The organism is Streptomyces monashensis (assembly GCF_001866665.1).
GTDB lineage: Bacteria > Actinomycetota > Actinomycetes > Streptomycetales > Streptomycetaceae > Streptomyces > Streptomyces monashensis.
This window is the reverse complement of the sequence record NZ_MLYO01000010.1, coordinates 15512-35989: the sequence shown is the minus strand read 5'-3', so window position 1 is coordinate 35989 and position 20478 is coordinate 15512. Positions and strand designations below refer to the sequence as shown.

General features: G+C 72.5%; 14 protein-coding genes. 4 read left to right on the top strand and 10 right to left on the bottom strand.

Annotation, left to right across the window (positions count from 1 at the left end):
• The 9 genes from BIV23_RS02930 to BIV23_RS02890 form a co-directional block, all read right to left on the bottom strand.
• Positions 1-843, bottom strand: a complete 843-nt coding sequence (locus tag BIV23_RS02930; RefSeq protein ID WP_071379128.1) for an SAM-dependent methyltransferase — start codon at positions 841-843, stop codon at positions 1-3.
• A gap of 151 nt (positions 844-994) precedes the next feature.
• Positions 995-1642 (bottom strand): dTDP-4-dehydrorhamnose 3,5-epimerase family protein, encoded by a 648-nt coding sequence (locus tag BIV23_RS02925; protein WP_071379127.1) that lies wholly within the window; start codon positions 1640-1642, stop codon positions 995-997.
• Positions 1643-1748: 106 nt separating this feature from the next.
• The gene (locus tag BIV23_RS02920; protein ID WP_071379126.1) at positions 1749-2858 is read right to left on the bottom strand and encodes a DegT/DnrJ/EryC1/StrS family aminotransferase; all 1110 of its coding nucleotides are present in this window, start codon (positions 2856-2858) and stop codon (positions 1749-1751) included.
• A 28-nt stretch (positions 2859-2886) separates the two neighbouring features.
• Complete coding sequence (locus tag BIV23_RS02915) at positions 2887-3897, bottom strand: NAD-dependent epimerase/dehydratase family protein (protein WP_071379125.1); 1011 nt, start codon at positions 3895-3897, stop codon at positions 2887-2889.
• 1 nt (position 3898) lies between these two features.
• Positions 3899-5332 (bottom strand): NDP-hexose 2,3-dehydratase family protein, encoded by a 1434-nt coding sequence (locus BIV23_RS02910; RefSeq protein WP_071379124.1) that lies wholly within the window; start codon positions 5330-5332, stop codon positions 3899-3901.
• Between the two features lie 105 nt (positions 5333-5437).
• Positions 5438-6265, bottom strand: a complete 828-nt coding sequence (locus BIV23_RS02905; protein ID WP_143079041.1) for a class I SAM-dependent methyltransferase — start codon at positions 6263-6265, stop codon at positions 5438-5440.
• Positions 6266-6308: 43 nt separating this feature from the next.
• Complete coding sequence (locus BIV23_RS02900) at positions 6309-7556, bottom strand: cytochrome P450 (RefSeq protein WP_071379123.1); 1248 nt, start codon at positions 7554-7556, stop codon at positions 6309-6311.
• Between the two features lie 55 nt (positions 7557-7611).
• The gene (locus BIV23_RS02895; RefSeq protein ID WP_071379122.1) at positions 7612-10914 is read right to left on the bottom strand and encodes a ferritin-like domain-containing protein; all 3303 of its coding nucleotides are present in this window, start codon (positions 10912-10914) and stop codon (positions 7612-7614) included.
• A 58-nt stretch (positions 10915-10972) separates the two neighbouring features.
• Positions 10973-12523, bottom strand: a complete 1551-nt coding sequence (locus tag BIV23_RS02890) for a flavin monoamine oxidase family protein (RefSeq protein ID WP_071379121.1) — start codon at positions 12521-12523, stop codon at positions 10973-10975.
• Between the two features lie 358 nt (positions 12524-12881).
• Here BIV23_RS02890 and BIV23_RS02885 point away from each other — a divergent pair, with 358 nt between their 5' ends.
• From BIV23_RS02885 to rfbB, 4 genes are read left to right on the top strand one after another with little or no spacing between them, the layout of a single operon-like run.
• Positions 12882-14189: a glycosyltransferase gene (locus tag BIV23_RS02885; protein WP_071379120.1), complete on the top strand. Its 1308-nt coding sequence runs from the start codon at positions 12882-12884 to the stop codon at positions 14187-14189.
• Positions 14186-15412, top strand: coding sequence for a cytochrome P450 (locus BIV23_RS02880; protein WP_245790329.1), 1227 nt, complete (start codon positions 14186-14188; stop codon positions 15410-15412). The genes BIV23_RS02885 and BIV23_RS02880 overlap by 4 nt, the downstream gene beginning before the upstream one ends.
• A 48-nt stretch (positions 15413-15460) precedes the next feature.
• Positions 15461-16525 (top strand): glucose-1-phosphate thymidylyltransferase, encoded by a 1065-nt coding sequence (locus BIV23_RS02875; RefSeq protein ID WP_071379236.1) that lies wholly within the window; start codon positions 15461-15463, stop codon positions 16523-16525.
• Entirely contained in the window at positions 16522-17466 is a 945-nt protein-coding gene (gene rfbB, locus BIV23_RS02870; RefSeq protein ID WP_071379119.1) for a dTDP-glucose 4,6-dehydratase, read from the top strand. Before BIV23_RS02875 ends, rfbB begins: the two co-directional genes overlap by 4 nt.
• Positions 17467-17474: 8 nt before the next feature.
• On the opposite strand, the gene BIV23_RS02865 is transcribed toward rfbB, so the two are convergent.
• Positions 17475-20279, bottom strand: a complete 2805-nt coding sequence (locus tag BIV23_RS02865) for an ATP-binding protein (protein ID WP_245790327.1) — start codon at positions 20277-20279, stop codon at positions 17475-17477.
• Positions 20280-20478: the final 199 nt, after the last annotated feature.

Here is a 20478-nt window from a genome sequence, read left to right as displayed (position 1 = left end):
TCAGGGCCGTTCCGCGCTGACCAGCAGGCAGCCGAAGGTGTCGACGCCGGCCAGGTCGGCGGGGTGGAACGCGTCGTCGGAGAAGGCGAAGTTGCTCTCGACCATGGCCTCGGGACGCTCGTCGGGATGCGCCGTCCTCAGCAGTTCGTGGCCGGTGCGCAGGGTGGTCTGCTCGGTGACGTCGAGCACGGCGCGCGGCCGCAGACCGGAACGGCGCAGCAGCCCGATGTAGTCGTCCAGGTCCGCCATGGTCGCCATGAGGTCGCGGCAGAACTTCTCGACGCCCGGGTGCCGCGCCTGCCCGCGCGGGCCGCGGTCGAACACGTCGGTCAGGACGAGCCGGCCGCCGGGGACCAGCACGCGGCCCACCTCGGTGAGAACGCGCTGCCGGTCCGGCATGTGACAGAGCGACTCCAACGCCATCACGGCGTCGAACGACCGGTCCGGGAAGGGCAGTCGCATCGCGTCCCCGTGCCGGAACACGGCCCGGTCGGCCACCCCGGCCTCGGCCGCCAGCCGGTTGGCGGTCTTGATCTGCTCCTCGCTGATGCTGATGCCGGTCACCCGCGCACCGGTGCGGTCCACCACCCGCAGCCCGGGACCGCCCACGCCGCAGCCCAGGTCGAGCACATGGGAGGTGCCGTCCACCCTCAGGTGCTCGATGAACACGTCGGTGAGCCGGTCCATCGCCTCCTCGATCGTGGCGTCGGAGTCCGGGGAGTCCCAGTAGCCGATGTGCACATTGGTGTTGAAGGTGCCGTCCTTCATCGCGTTCAGTGTCAGCTGGTCGTACAGCTTGCCGACGGCTCCCGGCACCGGCAGTGTCTGTGCGGAATCGGTCATGGCAGTGGCCTTTCTGGTCGGGATCCACGAGATCGGCGCTCCGCCAGCATCGGGCCGCGCGGGCGGCCGGGCGGCCCGGCGGCGGAAAACCCGCTCATTCACGCGGTGGGCGCGGGCCGGCTCCACCACGACCGGGTGAGCCGGACCTCGCTCACCCCATGCGTGCTCGGGAGGGTTGGGGGATGTGATCCGAGTGCGGGTGGGACCAGGCGTCCTCGATCTCCGCGCACCGGACGTAGTCCGGCAGCAGACCCCGCTCGTGCGCCTCGGCCAGGGTGGGCGCCACCCGGTCCCGGTCGGACAGGACCGGTTCGGCGGCCCCGGTCAGGGGCAGCCCGAGGGCCGGGTCCAGCACGGACACGGCGAGTTCGTGCTCCGGTACGTAGCTCTCGGAGAGCAGGTACGACATGACGGTGTCGTCCTCCAGCGCCACGAACGCGTGCCCCACGCCCAGAGGCAGATACGAGGCCCGGTGGTCCCGCTGGTCCATCAGCACCGAGTCCCAGCGGCCGAACGTGGGCGAACCCACCCTGATGTCGACCACGATGTCCAGGGCCCGGCCGCGGGCGCAGTGGACGTACTTGGCGCTGCCCGGCGGGGTCACGGTGTAGTGGATCCCGCGCACCACACCGCGCCGGGACACACTGTGGTTGGACTGCGCGACGCGGAACAGCGGGCCCCCGCGCGCCTCGGCGAACGCCTGCTGCTGGAACGGCGAGAGGAACAGACCCCGGTCGTCGGGAAAGACCCGCGGGGTGAACTCGATGGCTCCCTGGACGGCGAGTCGGCGTGCTTTCATGTGCGCTCTTTCCTGGCTCGGTGCACGGCTACGTGAACGGCTCGGTGAACAGATCGGTGAACAGATCGGTGAACTGCTCGGTGGGGCACGGGAGTTCGGCGGGGAGTCACAGCGTGCTCAGCACCTCGCGCAGCGCGTGGATGACCTTGTCCTGGAGGTCCTGGGCGAGCGCCGGGTACATCGGCAGCGAGAAGATCTCGCCGGCCAGCGCCTCGGTGACCGGGAGCGAGCCGGTGGCGTAGCCGAGGTGGGCGAACCCGGTCATGGTGTGCACCGGCCACGGATAGCTGATGTTGAGGTGGATGTCGTAGGCCTTGAGGCGTTCGACGACGTCGTCGCGCCGGGGGTGGCGCACGACGTACACGTAGTACACGTGGTCGTTGCCCGGGGCGGTGTGCGGGAGCCGGAGTCCGGTGCCGGCGAGGCCGTCGGCGTAGCGCTGGGCGACCGCCCGGCGGCCGGCGATGTAGGCGTCGAGCCGCCGCAGTTTGCGGCGCAGGATCTCCGCCTGGACCTCGTCCAGGCGGCTGTTGTGGGCGGGTGTCTCCAGCGTGTAGTAGCGGTCCTCCATGCCGTAGTGGCGCAGCCGCCGCAGCCGCGCCGCCACGTCCGCGTCCGAGGTGATCACCGCGCCGCCGTCGCCGTACGCGCCGAGGACCTTGGTCGGATAGAAGGAGAAGGCCGCCACGGCGCCCGTCGTGCCCGCCAGGGTGCCGCCCTGCCGGGCGCCGTGGGCCTGGGCACAGTCCTCCAGCAGGGCCAGCCCGTGCCGGCCGGCGAGCTCCGTCAGCGGTGCCAGGTCGGCGCACTGGCCGTACAGGTGCACCGGCAGCAGGCAGCGGGTGCGTTCGGTGATCGCGTCCGCCACCTGGGCGGTGTCCATCAGGAAGTCGTCCTCGCGGACGTCGACGAAGACGGGAGTGGCGCCCGTGGCGTCGATGGCGACCACGGTCGGCGCCGCCGTGTTCGAGACCGTGATCACCTCGTCGCCGGGTCCGACGCCCAGGGCCTGGAGCCCGAGCCTGATCGCGTTCGTGCCGTTGTCGACGCCGACGCAGTGGCCCACCCCGTGGTAGGCGGCGTACTCCTCCTCGAAGCCGCGCACGCTCGCGCCGAGCACGAGCTGCCCGGAGGCGAAGACGGTCCGTACGGCGTCGAGGATGTCCGGATGCTCGCTCTCGTACTCCGCCAGGTAGTCCCAAACACGCGTGGTCATGTCCTGCCAGCCTTTCCGATGAGGGAAGTCAGTGCTGCTCGTCCTGCTGCCGGGCCAGGGCGTCGACCGTGCGGCGCACCCCTTCGGGCAGGGAGATGCGCGGGTGCCAGCCGGTGGCCGCGCGGAACGGCGTGGAGTCGATGGTCACGCTGCGGAAGTCCGTCACGGGCGCGTGCGCGGGCGGCTCCACGCACTCCACGGCGACCGCGCGCCGCCCGGTGCGCTCGGCCACGGTCCGCGCGATGAGCCGGAACGTGTCGCCGAGCGCGTCGCCCCGGCCCGCGCCGATCAGATGGCGGCCGCCGACCAGGGCCTCCGGGTGGTCGAGCGCGGCCGTGAACGCGTCGGCGACATCCTCGACATGGACCAGATCGCGCCGGACCGTGCCGTCGTGCCACATGGTCAGTGGCCGGCCGGCGAGCGCCTGCCGCACCATGGCCGACACCACCCCGCGGTCGCCGGTACCGCCCGCCACGCCCTCCCCGAACACCGTGGGCAGCCGCAGCGCGATGCCGCGCACCCGGCCCTCGGCCGTCGCCTTCAGCAGGATCTGCTCAGCCGCCAGCTTCTGCCGGTCGTAGGCGGTCCGCGGACGGTCGGGCTCGCTGCCGTCGAGCGGCTCTCGCGGCGGCACGCCGACTTGCGAGGCGGCACCGCCGTACAGCACGAGCGCGGGCGGCCCGCCGTCGTACCCCGGGCCCCGCACGCCGAGCACGTCGACGAGGTCCCGCATCACGCCCACGTTGACGCGTTCGGCCGCCGGATCCGACTCCGCCGCCCGCCAGCCGCCGTCTCCCAGCAGCAGATGCACCACCACGTCCGCACCCGCGACCGCCCCGGCGAGCTCCGTGCGGTCGGTGAGGTCGGCGGTGACGACGGTGAGCTCGGCCGGGCCGCGGACGGCGGGGCTCGGCCCGCGCGCCACGGCCCGCAGCCGGACCGGGCGCGACGCCAGCGCGCGCAGGACGGCCGAACCCACGAAACCCGAGGCGCCGAGCACGGTGATCAGCGAGGCGGGGGCCGGTGCGGTGCCCGTCATGTCACATCCCTTCCCGGGGCCGCGCCGCGACCGCGTTGAGGCAGGCCAGCAGGGTGCGGGCCTGCACGTTGAGGTAGTGCCCGTGCCGGGTCAGCGCCCGGAGCTGGGCGGGGGTGGCCCAGACGAAGCCGGCGGGAGGGTCGAGCGGCGCCTCGGCCGCGCCCGCGTCCACGGCGAGATAGCGGCTGCGGGCGTGCAGGAAACGCCCGCCCTCCTCCGACTGGATCGCCTGGTAGCGGATGCGCGACGGGTCGGCGCCCAGGACCGTGTCGAGGTACGGCGGCCGGTCCGCCACCGGCAGATGGGCGTAGTTGCCCGGCGTGCACTGCACGGTCGGGGCCAGCTCGACCGTGTCCAGGAACCCGCCCTCCGCACGGGCGTTGACCAGCACGTGCGGGACCCCGCCGAACTCGCGGACGAGGAACGCCGCGACCCCCAGGCCCACGGGTTCGACCAACGGCTGGGTCCAGCTGACGTTCTCGCGGTTGCTGCCCCGCACGGAGACGGCGACCACCCTGAAGTAGCGGCCGTGCTCGTGCTCGATCGCCTCCACCCCGTGCTTCCAGCCGCGCACGGCGGCAAGCGGGATGCGCCGCGCGCGCACGTCGTGCCGGGAGCGCTCGCCGGTGAACCAGGACAGCAACTGCGCGTCGGAGTGCAGCGCACCGGGCGCCGCATCCGGGTACGGGACACAGGACAGCACGCTCCGGGCGTTCATGTTGACCAGGTCGTCCTCGTGCAGCAGCGCGGCGATCTGGCCGAGGGTGAGCCAGCGGAAGTCGTCCGACGCGGCCACCTCGCCGGTGGTCTCCACGACCATGTTGCGATTGCACTTGTGGAGGAACCACGAGCCCTGCTCCGACTGGAGGACGTCGACGATGACCCGGTCGGGGTCGGGCCGTACGAAGTGGTCGAGGAGCCGGACGTCCGTACCCCGGTGCGCCCGGGTGTAGTTGCTGCGGGTGGCCTGCACGGTGGGGGACAGCTGGAGCAGATTGCGGTTGCCCGGCTCCATCTTGGCCTGCATCAGAAAGTGCAGCACCCCGTCGAACTCCTTGGCCAGGATGCCCAGGATGCCCACCTCGGGCTGTCTGATGACCGGCTGCTGCCACTCCCGGCGGGGCCCGTCGCCGTAGGGCCCGTCGTGCTCCACCACGTGCAGGCCCTCGACGGTGAAGAACCGTCCGCTGCGATGCACGAGATCGCCCGTGCCCGGCTCGAACCGCCACTCGCCCAGCTGGCCGAACGGGATCCGCTCCACCCGGAACTCACCCGCCGCCCGGCGCTCGGCGAGCCAGGCACGCACCTCGTCGGTCCGCAGCTGCGCCCCGCGGTGGGTCGCCGCCGACACGGCGATTCGGTCGGCGAGCCCCGGGTCCTCGCGCGGACGTACGGCGGCCGGGGAGGCCGCGGGGGGGCCGAGACAAGACGACATCGAAGAACTCCCGGTCTGCGGACGACGGAGGCGGGCAACAGGGTGGGGCACAGGCGTGGGCAACAGGCGTGGGTGAAGGCGTGGGTGACGGAGGCCGGCGGCGGGTCAGAGCCGCTGCGCGGTGATCAGGAGGTAACCGGCGTGCGGGTGCTTCCCGAACGCCTCCAGCAGCTCCGCCGCCGCGCCGAGCCGCGCCGCCGCGGGCGCGGCCAGCATGGCGGCGATGTCCCGGAAGGCGGCCGCGCCGTGCCCGTAACTCGCGCGGACCTGTTCGCCGATGTCCGTCAGCTCCAGCAACTGCCAGCCGGACGCGGTCAGTTGTGCGCGCTGCTCGTCGGGCGTGCTGATCCTGGCGATCTCGTACACGTCCAGCATGCCGTCCAGTACGGCCTTGTCGTCGCCGGTGAACGGCAGCCGCCGGCACAGGTCGGCGACCACCAGCCGGCCGCCGGGGCGGACGACCCGGCGGAGCTCGGTCAGGGCGGCCGTCTGGTCGGGCATGTGCAGCAGCGACTCGATCGCGAAGGCGCCGTCGAAGGAGGCGTCCTCGAACGGGAGCTTCATGGCGTCCGCGAGCTGGAAGGAGACCCGGCCGTACGCCTCGGAACCCTCCGCCGACCTCGCCGCCTGGACCACCTCTCGGCTGCTGACGGTGACACCGGTGACCCGCACCCCGTGTGCCGACGCGATGCGCAGGGCCGGGACGCCGTTGCCGCAGCCCACGTCGAGCAGCCGCTGCCCCGGCCGGAGGGCGAGACGGCCTGCCACGAGGTCGGTGAGCTGATCGGTGGCCTCGGTGATCGGGATGTCCTGGCCCTCCCTCCAGTAGCCCACGTGGATGTTGCCGCCCAGGGCGTTCGTGGTGCCCGCCTCGGCGAACGCGTCGTACGTCTCGCCCACGGACTCGGGGGTGGTGTCGGTCTGCTCGGGCACGATTGCCTTCCTTTCGTCGGGTGTCAGCACGGCGCGACGCAGGTCACGCCAGACTCAGGACCAGCCGCCGCGGTCCGTGGAAGACCATGTCGTCGGCGTAGTCGACCTGGTGACCGCCGCGGCTCAGCCCGGGCACGCCTTCCAGCAGCGTCCGCAGGCCGATCTCGGCCTCGGTGCGGGCCAGCGTCGCGCCGAGGCAGTAGTGGATGCCGAGCCCGAAGCCCAGGTGCCGGTCGGCGGCCCGGTGCAGGTCCAGCACGTCGGGGTGCGCGAAGCGCGCCGGGTCCCGGTTCGCCGAGCCCAGCAGGGCCACCACACGGCTGCCGCGCGGCACCTCGTGCTCCCCGAGCCGGGTCTCCTCGTAGGCCCACCGGGTCACGGCCTGCACCGGCGAGTCGTAACGCATCAGCTCCTCGACCGCCCCTGGTGTCAACTCGGGCCGGGCGCGCAGCTCGTCGAGCACCCGCGGATGCGCCCGCAGCGACAGCACCGCCTTCGCGAGGAAGTTGGTGGTGGTCTCGTGTCCGGCCGTGAGCAGGTGGACACACGTGCCCACGATCCCGTCCACGCTCAGCGGGGCGCCGGCCTCCCGGGCCCGGACGAGGAGCGTGAGCAGGTCCCCCCGGTCCTCCCCGCGCCGCCGCTCCACCTCCCGCCGGAAGTACTGGGCGAACTCCAGGGCGGCCGCCTGGGCCTGGACGTAACCGTCCCTCCCGCCGCCCGATCTGCTGCTGCTCGCCTCCTGGAGTGCCACGGCGTTGGCCCGCAGCCAGCTCTGGTGCTCCGGCGGGATGCCGAGCAGTTCGGAGATGACGAGGATGGGGAACGGCGCCGCGAAGGCCTCGACCAGATCGGTCGGCTGGCGAGGCCCCAGCCGCTCCAGCAGATGCTGTGCGATGCGGGTGACGCGGGGCCGCAGACCGGCGACGACCGAGGGCGAGAACTCCGTGGTGAGCAGGGAGCGCAGCTGGGTGTGGCGCGGCGGGTCCAGGAACACCAGCCAGTTCTCGACGAGGGTCCGCAGCACCCGGTACTCGGCGGGAATCGGGACGGACACCGCGGACGCGTCGCCGGACGCCACGCGCGCGCTCCGGCCGAAGAGCCGGCTCGTCAGCACCCGGACGCAGTCGTCGTGGGAGAAGACGAAGAAGGTGTCCGGCCGGTCCGTGCCCGACGGCCAGCGATGCACCGGCGCGGCCTCCCGGTAGCGCCGGTACACCGGGTACGGGTGGGCTATGTCCTTGCTGTCCCAGCCCTGCAGGTCGAACCGCGGCAGCGTGGGGGAGGGCATGCGGTCTCCTTGGGTCGGCGGTGGGGCGGTGTGGTGGTGTGGTTGCGTGCGGCGGCTAGGGGCGTGGCCGGAGGCGGTCGGCCCAGAACGCGCTCAACTCGCCTACGCGCGAGGGAACGTGAGGGTGCTTGCCGCACGCCGCCGCGAGGTGGTCCAGGCGCAGCGCGATGCCGCGCCGTGCCACGTCCGGGCGGGCCACCGGGGCCGGCTGCCCGTCCAGCTCGAAGGACGGCCCCGCGGTCCTGCCCCGGCGCCCCGACGGCAGCGTCACCAGCTGCTCCGCCAAGGGGCGCATCATGCCCGCCATCACGTCGATCGCCGCGTTCATCAGGTCGGACCGCCGCAGGCTCCCGTCCGGGCGTTCACCGAAGTGCTGGGCCATGAGCTGCAACGCCATGAAGTACGAGCGGTTGAACAGCCGCATGACCGACCGGGCGTCGGGGTCCGTGACGGTCTCCATGGCCGGATTGCCCTCCGTCAGCGTCGGGTTCCGCACGACCGGATGGGCCGGGTCCCAGCGTCCGTCGCCCGCACGGGCCGCACCCGGAGTCGCGGACAGCAGATCGGCGATCCGCAGGAACGAGGCGTAGTGCGACTCCTCGCCCCCGTCGGTCCCCGCGTCGGACCCCGGGCCGAGCACCCCTCCCTCGCCCTGCTCGGTGATGATGTCGATCGCGAACAACGCGCTGGAGAGGTCGTCGACCTCCAACTGGTAGTCCGGGTGGCGCCGGTTGACGGACTCGCGCAGGAACAGGTGGTGCTCCCCGCCGCCCCTGCCCTTCGCCACGAGGAAGAGATCGGGCACGCGTTCCAGGCCCTCGCGGATGTCGGCGTACAGCTCGCTCAGCGAGGCGTAGGGGGTGGCGTGGCCGGCGGGGCGGTCGGCGTCGTACGGCGCGGGAGCCGGTGCGGTGTCGCCGCGCCGCACCTCGCCGACCAGGGCGTCCGGGCGCTCGATCAGCGCGAACCGCTCGACGCTGCCGAGGCTCAGCCGATCGAGACAGAGGTCGAGCGGGACCGGGAGTTCGTGGTTGAGGGTGGCGAAGTCGATCCGGGGCACGTGGAACGGCTCGCCCAGCGCGGTGATGATGTTGTTGACGAGGAGGAAGTGGATCATCTCCTCGCGTGCGACGGTCACGAGCATGCCCCGGATGCCCTCGTCGACGGTCCGGCCGCCGTCGCCGCAGGCGAGCCGGAGCTGCTCGGCCGTCCACCGGCCCCGGCGCACGTACTCCAGACCGGTGCCGTGCGTGGGCACCGAGTAGGCGGCGTACAAGTACTGGAGCATGACGGCCAGTTCGAGCGCGGCGGCCTCGCGCAACAGGCGCAGGAGCCGGCCCCGGGTGGTGACGCCCGCCCTTGCTCGGTGGGCCACGGGCACGGTGAGGGGAACCGCGTCCGGCGCCTGCCGGGCCCGCAGGAACGTCAGCAGAAGCCGCGCCTTGGGCTCGGACAGGTCCCGGGTCGGCGGCATGTAGTACGTCTTCGCCTTGTTGCGCGGGTCGCACATCTGCCAGATCAGCTTCGCGTACGTCTCCACCCGGCACCGGTCCGCGAGGCTGAAGACCTCCGCCTTCATGAACGAGTAGAGGTGCTCGTAGAACGCGAGGACCTCCTGGTACACCAGCTCGAAGGTCGCCTCGTCCTCGGTGGTGCCGGCCAGCCGCCAGTCGTCGGGGAGCACGCGTACGGACACATAGCCGGCGCCGGACCAGTAGCCGAGCGCGTCGTCGGCGTCGTGCCCGAGGGCGGCCGATCCGGGCAGGTCAGGGTCGCACGGCAGGTCGTCGGCGCCGGTCGACAGCAGGATCCGGGCGGTGCCGGCCGTGGCGCCCCGCAGGGTGAACCAGCCGTGGCCCGTACGGTCGGTGTCCAGGACACACATGTGCGACCAGGAGCCGGACCCGCCCCGCCGGCCCGCGCGCAGCCGCACGATGTCGAGGTCGTGGCAGCGTGCCTCGGGAGAGCGGGCGGCGGGATCGCGGGGCAGGGCCCGGGGGTTGAAGAACTGCCGTACCCCGATCCCCGCGACGGCGTGCGGCCGGCCGCGCACGAAGGACCGCACGAGCACCTCGACGTCGTGGTCCCCGTCGTCCGGGGCCCGGGGATGCTCCAGGAAGAGGCAGGCGTCGTCGACCTGGACGTTGACCTCCTTCTCGCGCAGGTGCACGACCGGAGCGCCGGCGCCCGCGGCGACCAGGCACAGCGCCTCGTCGGCCGCGGCGTGCGCCGGCATCTCGCCGGGCACCGTCACCAGCCCACCGCCCAGCGTGTACCGCACGCCGAGGTAGGCCTGCCGGGGCACCCGCGCCACCAGCCGGTCGCTGTGCGCCGTGCGCAGCTCCAGGTCGCCGACGTCGAGCGGCGCCGGTGCGGCGGAGGGCGCCGCGGCGTGGGCGGGCAGTGCGGTGATCATGTTGAGGGTGACATGGTCGTCCGTCAGCTCGACCGTGAGGTTGTGCAGGGGGGCCGGGGCCCGGCCGGGTGCGCGGCGGGCCGGGACGAGCAGCCGACCGGCCGGATAGGTGCGCGGCTCGTGCGGGCGCCAGGGCGCGATGGTCCCGCGCAGCAGCCACCGGCTCGGCCGGTCGGGGGCCGGTGGCAGGGACAGATGGCTGAGCGCGAACTGCACCACCAGCCCGCCGGCCTCCTCGGCGGCCACGACCGCGCGCAGCCGTCGTACGGCCGGGGACACGGCGGACTCGTCGAGCCAGGTCAGCTCCTCGTCCTCGGGCACCACGAACTGGTGGACCACGGACCGGCGCAGCCGGCCCGCCAGAACGTGCTCGCCCACACCGCTGACATGCCGGGCGTTGTGCCATCTCGGGGGATGGAGACCCCGGACGGCGCCGGTGACCATGGAGCCGACGTCGTGGGAGCGGCCGTCGCGCCCGAAGCAGAACCGGCCGACCATGAGCGTCGTCGTCCGGTCGGACGCCGGATCGACGTCGAAGACGCGGGCGCGGTTGACGGTGGTGGCGAGGTACTCGTTGTAGTGGCCCCACATGTCGACCGTGCGCCCCACCACCGGGTCGGCGGTGTCGAGGTCGCCCGCGGCGGTCTCGACACCGGCGACGCGGGCGTCGACCGAGAAGTGCCCGTTGCCCGCGAAGTCCACGCCCTTGGCCGCACTGAACGGTCCGGCGGGGTCCGGGCGGCCCGTGGCGTCGAACCGCGGCCCCAGCCGGTCCAGATGGGCGTGGTACTCGGCGGGCGGACGGTGCGCCGGGAAGGGCCGCCCGTCGCCGGTGAGAGCGGTGTTCGTCGCCAGGTCGACGAGACCGCTCCCGGCACCGGTGGGCAGCCCGGTCGTCGCCACTCCGCGGAAGTGCAGCCGGGGCAGGTCGAAGACGCTCATGCGCGCACCCTCCCTTCCCCCTCATGAACGCGCCTACGGACAAGGTGACTTGGTACGGTCACGCCGACTCCTCCGAGCGGCTCGGCCGAGAGGCGGCGAACACACGGCTGGCCCGCGGCTCGTACCACTCGATCTCGTGGGCGGCGTCGATCGCCGACTCGATGGCGCCCTCGATCCACGCGGGCTTGGACGAGCAGTGCTCGCCGGCGAAGAAGAGCCCCTTCTGCGGCCGGGCGGCCTCCCGGCGCTCCGCCTCGCGGACGGCGGCCGCCTGACCCCAGCGGACCGTCGCCGCTCCCCTGGACCAGCGGTGTGTGCCCCAGGCCCGGGCGACCACGCCCAGCACCATGCCCGGCTCGCGCAACTGGGGGTGCATCACGGCCAGTTCGCGGGCGACGACCGCGTTGCGCTCCGCCTCGCCCAGCCGGGCGAGCTCCTCGGCGTCCGGGCCGATGGTGTAGCTCGCGAGCAGCACCGCGCCGAGTGCCGGATCGCCGTCCACGGGTGGGTAGTAGGTCTGCCGCACATGGCCGCCGGTGAAGGAGGCTCCCCCGCTGATCCCGTCCTTCTCCCAGAAGGCCTCCCGGCAGTGGAAGGCTATCTTCGTCCCCGCCCAGTACTTCGTCTGCCGGATGATGTCGAGCTTGTCCCGGTCGAAGCCGCTCAGGTGCATCCCCCGCAGCACCGGGAACGGGATCGTGCACACCACGTAGTCACAGATCCTGGTGAGGGTGCCGGCGCCCTGCCGGATGCCGAGAATCACCGCGTCGTCGCGCACGTCGATGCCGACGACCTCCAGGCCGGTCGAGATCGGGCCCCGCACGCGCGCGGCGAGCCGGCGGGGGAGTACGTCCATTCCGCCCCGCAGCCGCACGATGGTGGAGCTGGTCTCGTCCAGCACGTCGTCGAGGAAGCGCTCCAGGTGCGGCGGGCAGAACGTGCGCACCTGGGGATGGTCGGCGAACAAGGCGTGCAGGTCGATGCGGTTCTTCGTGCTGCCGCACCGGTAGGGCGTCAGGTCGATGTGGTCGACGCGGTTCAGCAGTTCCACGCCCATTTCGGTGCCCAGCGCGCTGTAGAACTCACGCGGAGCCACGGCGCGCAGACTGGCGTCCAGCCAGGCGCCGAACAACAGGGTGTTCTCCTGGTAGTCACGGCTCGGCAGCCCGGCGGCGAACTCGTCGACCAGCGTCTCATGCGCGTCCCGCACCCGAAGATATCCCGTGGAACCGGGCAGATATGCGGCCTCGTCGGAGAACAGTGTCCGGAACTCGGAAACGTGCTTCTGCAAACCCAGTTCGGCGATGTAGTGCATGGTCAGCCGGTGTCCGGCCGGGATCCGCATCGCACCCAGCTCGGCGAACGGCCCGCCCGGACCGTCGGCGGAAACCCGGTCGTCGCCCGGAATCCGACGGTCGCCGGAAAAGCGGTGGGTGTGAATGCGGCCGCCGATCTCCGGACTGCCCTCGATGATCTGGACGTGATGTCCGAGCCGCTCCAGTTCATAGGCCGCCACCAGACCGGAGATACCGGCGCCGATGACGGTGATGTTCTTCGGTCCACCGATGGCACCGTCCGCTCCGGCAACCTCCTGAAAGGGTCTCGTCACAGGTTTCCTCTCCAGTGCGCGAAGTCCTGGCCCGGAAGCATGTCCTGGTTGAATCCGGTGCCTTTCCCTGTTCCGGAACGGCCATGCCGGGAATTTCTCAACGGCCATTGTTTGCGGGGTGGTAGCGCTCCCATATCCCCCAGCGGACCCTGGATCCGGATGGTTTGACAGGGCCGCGCCCACCCACTCGGGGCGACGGGGCAGCCGTCACCCCGCGCGATCGCGCGGGGTTTGTCCCGCGCCGCAGTGGAGCGCGCGAGGCGGGGGAAGACTGGCGGGCGTCGCCGGACGGCCGGGCCCACGGGAGGCCCGGCCGTCCGGCCGGCACGGTGACACACCCCCCACGGAGGCGACGTCGATGCGTGTGTTGATCGCTACCACCCCGGCACCAGGACACGTCGTCGGCATTCTCGAGGTCGCCCGCGAACTGGCGCTGCGCGGTCACGAGGTGCGCTGGTACACAGGGCGGGCCTTCCGGACACAGGTCGAGCAGGCCGGGGCCCGCTTCGAACCCATGAGAGAGCAGCTGGACTTCAGCGGAAAGAGCCGGGAGGAGGCCTACCCGGAGCACGCCGGACTGACCGGCACCGCCAGCTTCAAGATCGGTGTCCGGGACATCTTCTACCGGACCGCGCCGGCCCAGATGGACGACCTGCTGGCGGTCCTCGAACGCTTCCCGGCCGACTGCCTGCTCTGCGACGACATGTGCTACGGCGCCTGCTTCGCCGGCGAGCACACCGGGATCCCGCTGGCCTGGCTGAGCAATTCCGTCTACATCCTCGGCAGCCGTGACACCGCCCCGCTCGGCCGGGGACTGCTGCCGAGTGCGTCACCGCTCGGCCGGGCGCGCAACGCACTGCTCAGGTTCGTCGGCGACCACGTGGTGATGCGGGACATGCGCAAGGAGGCCGACCGGACCCGGGACCGGGTGAACCTGCCCCGGCTGCGGACCGGCGCCATGGAGAACATCGCCCGCCCGCCGGCCCTCTATCTCCTGGGCACCGTACGGTCCTTCGAGTTCCCCCGCAGCGACCTGCACCCCGGCACCCACTTCGTGGGCGGACTGCTCGGACTGCCCCCGGAGCACTTCGACCCGCCCGGCTGGTGGGCGGAACTGCACGACAGGCGGCCGGTGGTGCTGGTCACCCAGGGCACCACGGCCAACGACGTCGACCGGCTGCTCGTGCCCACCCTGCGCGCGCTGGGCGGTCAGGACCTCCTGGTCGTGGTCACCACCGGCAGCTCCGTGGACCGCGCCCGGCTCGGTCCGCTGCCGGACAACGTCCGCCTGGAGCGCTTCGTGCCCTACCACCACCTGCTGCCGCACGTGGACGTGATGGTCAGCAACGGCGGCTACAACGGCATCAACGCCGCCCTCGCCGAAGGGGTCCCGCTCGTCGTCGTGCCCGGCTCGGAGGAGAAGCCCGACGTCGCGGCACGGGTCAAGTGGGCCGGGGCCGGGGTGGTGCTCGGCCGGCGGGCCGTTTCCGAAGCCGGCCTGCGGGGCGCCGTGACCACCGTACTGAACGACGACCGCTACCGGCGCCGGGCCCGTGAACTGGCCGAGGAGTACCGCAGCTGCGACGCCCCGCGCGGGGCCGCCGACCTTGTCGAGTCCCTGGCCGGTTCCGCGGGCCAGGTTCCCACCGGAGGAGTCACACGTTGAACACCACGACCAACGCCGGCCTGAACGAGGCCCCCGAGACGAACATGCCCGTGGACCCGGGACCCTTCGACTGCATGCCGGAGCTGCTGGCCGCCGCGAAGGTGGCACCGGTCGTCCGGATCCCCTACCTCGGCGAACACGCCTGGGTGGTGTGCGACCCGGAGCTGGTGAAGGTCGCGCTGACCCACCCCCAGATGGGCAAGGACGTCACCCTGGTCCCCGACTTCATGCGCCGGCCCGGCCTGATGGTGGGATCCCAGCCGGACCCGGACTACGCCCGCGCCATGATCATGAGCGACGGCGAGAACCACGCCCGGATCCGGCGGATGCACGCGCCGGTGCTGAGCCCGCGCAACACCGAGAGGTGGGGCGAGCGGGTCGCCGTCAAGGTCGACGGCTTCCTCGACGAACTGGAGCGGTCCGCCCCCGGTACCGGCGCCGAGGTCAACGTCGTCACGGACTACACGCACCGGATCCCGCTGGCCTTCATCTCCGAGATGCTCGGCCTGCCGCCGCAGGCCCAGCGGCAGCTGCGCGGCATCACCGACATCATGCTCTACTCCTCCGACTACCCGGCCCGCAAAGAGGCGGTCGGGGCGCTGTACGGGGCGGTCGAGGGCTGGGTGCGCGCCCCGGAGCCGCTGGACGAGGGCGTCATCACGGGCCTGCTGGCCTCCTCCGGCGGGGCGGACGCGGCGGTCACCGAGGGCGAGGTCATCGTCTGGACGCTGGGGATGATCATCACCGGCTACGAGACCACCGGCAGCCTCATCTCGGCCTCGCTGTACGAGGCACTGCGCCGGCCGCCCGAGGAACGGCCGCGCACCGACGACGAGATCAGGGCGTGGGTCGAGGAGACCCTCCGCGTGCACCCGCCGTTCCCCCACCCCACCTGGCGCTTCCCCCTCACCGACATCGACCTCGGCGGCTATCTGATCCCCAAGGGCGCGCCCGTGCAGGTCAGCATCGCGGCGGCCAACCGCGAACCGGACGAGGGAGCCGACTGCTTCGCGAAGGACCGCCAGGGCAAGGGGCACCTCAGCTTCGGCCTCGGCACGCACTACTGCATCGGCGCTCCGCTGGTCCGCCTTGAGACGAAGATCGCGGTGGGCGGCTTCCTGCGCCGCTTCCCGCAGGCACGGCTGAGCACCACCACGGCCGTCGAGTGGGAGTCGGAGTGGATGATCCGCCGGCTGAGCGTCCTGCCCGCGACGCTGCTGTGAGGACGCTGCTGTGAAGACGACGGGATGCCCCCAGGTGACGGGATGCCGATGAAAGCCCTCGTGCTCGCCGGCGGGTCCGGCCGCCGGCTCCGGCCGATCACACACACCTCGGCCAAACAGCTCGTACCGGTCGCGAACAAACCGGTCCTCTTCTACGGCCTGGAATCGATCGCCGAGACCGGGATCCGGGACGTCGGCATCGTCGTCGGCGACACGGCCGCCGAGATCGGGTCCGCGGTCGGCGACGGCTCGCGCTTCGGCCTCGACGTCACCTACCTGCCGCAGGAGGCACCGCTGGGCCTGGCCCACGCGGTGCGCACCGCCCGGGACTACCTCGGCGACGACGACTTCGTGATGTACCTCGGCGACAACTTCGTCGTCGGCGGCATCAGCGCGATCGTGGACCGCTTCCGGGCGCGCCGCCCGGACGCCCAGATCATGCTGACCCGGGTGTCGGACCCGCGCGCCTTCGGCGTGGTCGAACTGGACCGGCACGGCCGGGCCGTCCGGCTGGAGGAGAAGCCGGAGCAGCCGAAGAGCGACCTCGCGCTGGTCGGCGTCTACCTGTTCACGCCCCGCGTGCACGACGCGGTGTCCGTGCTCAAGCCGTCGTGGCGGGGCGAGTTGGAGATCACCGACGCCATCCAGGAGCTGATCGACTCGGGCTGCCGGGTGGACTCCACCGTCGTCTCCGGTTACTGGAAGGACACCGGCAACGTCGACGACATGCTGGAGGTCAACCGCCTCGTCCTCGACGGCGTCACGGCCGAGTGCGCCGGTGAGGTCCACTCCAGCGAGCTGATCGGCCGGGTGGTGATCGAGCGGGGCGCGACCGTCACCGGGTCGCGGATCGTCGGCCCGGCGGTCGTCGGGGCAGGAGCGCGGATACGTGACTCCTACGTCGGCCCGTTCACCTCCATCGACCGGGACTGCGCGGTGCTCGACAGCGAGGTCGAGTACTCCATCGTGCTGCGCGGGGCGTCCATCGTCGGGGTGCGGCGCGTCGAGCGCTCGCTGATCGGACGCGAGGTCGAGGTCACCTCGACACCCCGGATCCTGCGGGCCCACCGCCTCGTCCTCGGCGACCACAGCACGGTGCGGGTGACCTCATGAGGATCCTCGTGACCGGTGGCGCCGGCTTCATCGGCTCGCACTTCGTGCGCACCCGCGCCGACGAGGCCGAGCTGACCGTGCTCGACAGGCTGACCTACGCCGGGAACCCGGCGAACCTGGAGCCGGTGCAAGGCCGTTGCACCTTCGTCCACGGCGACATCTGTGACCCCGAACTGCTCGCCGAGGTGGTACCCGGCCACGACCTCGTCGTCAACTTCGCCGCCGAGTCGCACGTCGACCGCTCCATCGCCGACGCCGACGCGTTCGTCCGCAGCAATGTGCTGGGCGTCCAGACCCTCATGCGGGCCTGCCTGGACGCGGGCACCCCGAGGATCGTCCAGGTCTCCACCGACGAGGTGTACGGCAGCATCGAGAAGGGCTCCTGGGACGAGACGGCCCCGCTCGGCCCCAACTCCCCGTACGCCGCGGCCAAAGCGGGCGGCGACCTGATCGCGCTCGCCTACGCACGCACCCACGGACTCCCGGTCAGCGTCACCCGCTGCGGCAACAACTACGGCCCCTACCAGTACCCGGAGAAGATCGTCCCGCTCTTCGTCACCCGCCTGCTCGACGGCCTGGACGTCCCGCTCTACGGCGACGGCGGCAACGTCCGTGACTGGCTCCACGTCGACGACCACTGCCGGGCCGTACGGCTGGTCGCCGAGCGCGGCGAGCCCGGCGAGGTCTACCACATCGCCGGAACCGCCGAGCTGACCAACCTGGAGCTGACCGCCCGGCTGCTCGACGCGCTCGACGCCGACTGGTCACGCGTCGCGCGGGTGCCCGACCGAAAGGGCCATGACCGCCGCTACTCACTGGCCGACGGCAAGCTGCGGGCCCTCGGCTACGCACCCCGGACCGAGTTCGAGCAGGGCCTGGCCGAGACCGTCGACTGGTACGCCACCCACCGCGCGTGGTGGGAACCGCTCAAGGCGTCCTGACGGGGCCGCTACTGCTTGAACTGGACCAGGGCCGTACGGGAGCGGATCCCCAACTTGCGGTAGACCTGCCGGAGATGGAAGCCGACCGTGTGCGGCGAGATGAACAGATGGCGCGCGGCCTGCCGGTTGGTGAGGCCGCCGGCCACCAGTTCCGCCACCTTCCGCTCCGTGTTGGTGAGACTCTCCCAGCCGGACACCGGACGCTTCGCCTGGGTCCAGTGGCGGCGCCGGACGCCGAGCCGGCGCAGCCCGGCCCGCACCCGCGCGGCGTCCCGCTCGCCGCCGAGGCCGTCGTACAGGCTCATCGCCCGGTTCAGCTCACCGATCGCGCTCTCGTGGTCGCCGCGACCGAGCAGCACGCCCGCGTGGTCCTCGGCCGCCGCAGCGCGCGCCCATGGATTGCGGTGCAGCCGGGCCGCCCGGGCCAGGGCCTCCGCGTCGCCCTCGGCGAGGGCGCGGGCATGGGTGGCCGCGGCGACCACCGAGGGCACCCGCGGGTTGTGTGCGCGCAGGTACTCCGTCGCCTCGACCACCGTCCGCGCCAGCTCCGGCTGGTCCGCCGCCAGCGCACAGCGCACGCACCACGCCGCGGCGGCCGAGTCCTCCAGCACGAGTTCGCGGAACGCGGCGGGCTGCGTACCGATCTCGGTCAGTACCTCCGCGGCCACCGCGGAGTTCGCCTGTGCCTCGGCCACCTGCGCGTTCAGCAGCAGGCATGCGGCCCACCAGGGGCTGTGCGGATGCTGCGGGAAGTCCTTCTCCAGCGTCGCGATGTGCCCCTGGGCCTGGGCGAGTTCCCCGCGGCGCAGCGCGGTGTGGGCCAGCACCAGCCAGGCCTGGGGGGCGAGCATCGGCACACACGGGCCGTCCAGGCGCACTCCGGCCCTCGCCGCAGCCTCGGCCTCGGCCAGCCGGCCCTGGGCGAGGTGCAACGGCGCCCGGAGCACCGCCGGGAGCGTGGCGGCCAGCGTCCTCGCCCCCGGGACGACCGTCCGGGCGAAGGACTCGACGACGGCCGTGGCCTCCTCGTACTCGTCGATCCTGGTGAGGGTGAAGGCGAGGAACCAGCGCGGATCGAGGAACGGTACGTCCTCGCCCCCGTGGTCGAGCGCGACGGCCTGGCGCAGTATCCCCACCGCGTCGGCCACATGGCCGTCGCGCCACTGTGTGAAGGCCTGGAAGGTCATCGCGCCGATCTGCACGGTCCAGGTGTGCCGGTCGGGCGCGCTGAGGATGCTCCGGGCCCGCTGCGCCGCGGTGCTGTCACCGTTCAGATAGGAGGCGGCGAGATGGGTGAGCACGGCGTCCCGGTGCTGGGGGCCGCCCCGTTGCACCGCGAGCGCGTCGCGCGCGGCCTGGTAGGCCAGCGGCGCGTTGCCCAGCAGGAGCAGCGCGGCGGACATGGAGGCTCGCAACGAGGCGACGTCCGCGGCGAGTTCCGCCGGCAGCGGGAGGGCGAGGCGCGCGGCCTCGTCGATCGTGTCCTTGGCCAGAGCGATGGCCCGGTCCAGGCTGCCCGCCCTGGTGAGCGCGTCGACCGCGGTCTTCGCGAGGCGGACGCGGTCGCTCTGACCGGGAGACAGCAGCTCCATGCCGCGGGTCGCGAGCGCGGCGGCGAGCGAGGGATCGGTGGCCAGGAGCCGCTGGGCCCCCTCGGCGATGACGCGCAGCGCCTGCGTGTCGCCCGGCTGGGCGACGTGCACGAGCTGGAGCGCGGCGCGCTCGATGCCGCCGGGGCGTGACAGCAGCGTCTCCGCCGCCTGCCGGCGCAGCAGCGCGCACACGGGCGGCGGCACGGAGTCGAGCAGGACCCGCCAGACGGGCTCGCTGCGGAACGCCAGATCGCGCTCGCCGCAGACGAGGAGCCCCCGGTCGACCGCTTCGTCCACCGCCGCCAGCAGGCCCACCGGCGCCTCACCGAGCAGGGCCGACAGATCCTCCGGAGCGAACGGCGAACCGAGCACGGCCGCCAGCCTGAGCGCCCTCGTCGTGATCCCGGAGAGCGAGCGGAGATCCTTCTGGAGCAGCGCGGAAAAACGCTTGGGCACCGGTGCCGGCAGGCACACATCGGTCCCGCCGGAGGCGCCGCCGGTCGCGGCGGGCTGCAACCGTGAGGTGCCGTCGACCACACATAAGTCACCGTCCTCCACGAGGCCGCGCACCAGCTCGATCACCGCCCGCGGCCTGTCGTTGACACTCTCGGCCAGGGCGAGCAGCCCCGCGTCGGGGGCCGCCCCGACGCAGTCGGCGACGAGCAGGCTCAGCGCGTCGCCGGAGAGCGGGCCGAGCTCCCGCAGGTGCTCCACCGGGAGCCTGCCGCGCAGCCTGCCGAGGCAGCTCGGCACCGACTCGTGCGGCGCGGCGCGGCTGACCGGGGTGAAGGCGAGCAGCCAGAGGATCGGGCGACCGCCGAGGCCCGCGATGAGGTCGGACAGCACCGCCAGATCGGAGGGATCGGCCAGATGCAGATCGTCGAGCGTCACGACGGTGCGCACCGGGTCCGCCTTGTTGCGCAGCAGCGCCCGTGCGGCCTCGATCGCGACGGAGGCCCGGGGGGTGTGGAGCCCGTCCTCGACGGCGCGGGTCAGGGGCGGCGCGTGCGCAGCCGCCCGGGAGACGGTGTCGGAAGCGCGGGGGACGCCGTCGACGACCGAGAAGCCGTGCGCACCGGCCAGGGCGGCGGCTTCGGCGAGCAGCCGGGTCTTGCCCGCGCCGGGTGCCCCCTCCACCAGCAGAACCCGGCTCCGCCGGGTGTCCGTCACCGCGCGCAGACGGGCACCGATCTGTGCCAGCTGTGCTTCCCGCCCGCGCACGTGCGGCAATGGTTGTGCAGTGGGCCCCATGACGCTCCATGTCCGATGGTGAAGGGACGCAGACTAGTACGTACCCGGCTGCCCACGCGGTGCACACGGGCGCGAGCATCAGGGAGGAGGTGCGGAGGGCTCACTGGTACGCAGGTGGTGAACGCGTGGCGCGCGGTCGCTCCGTCAGCGCCGCCGGAGGCAATCACGA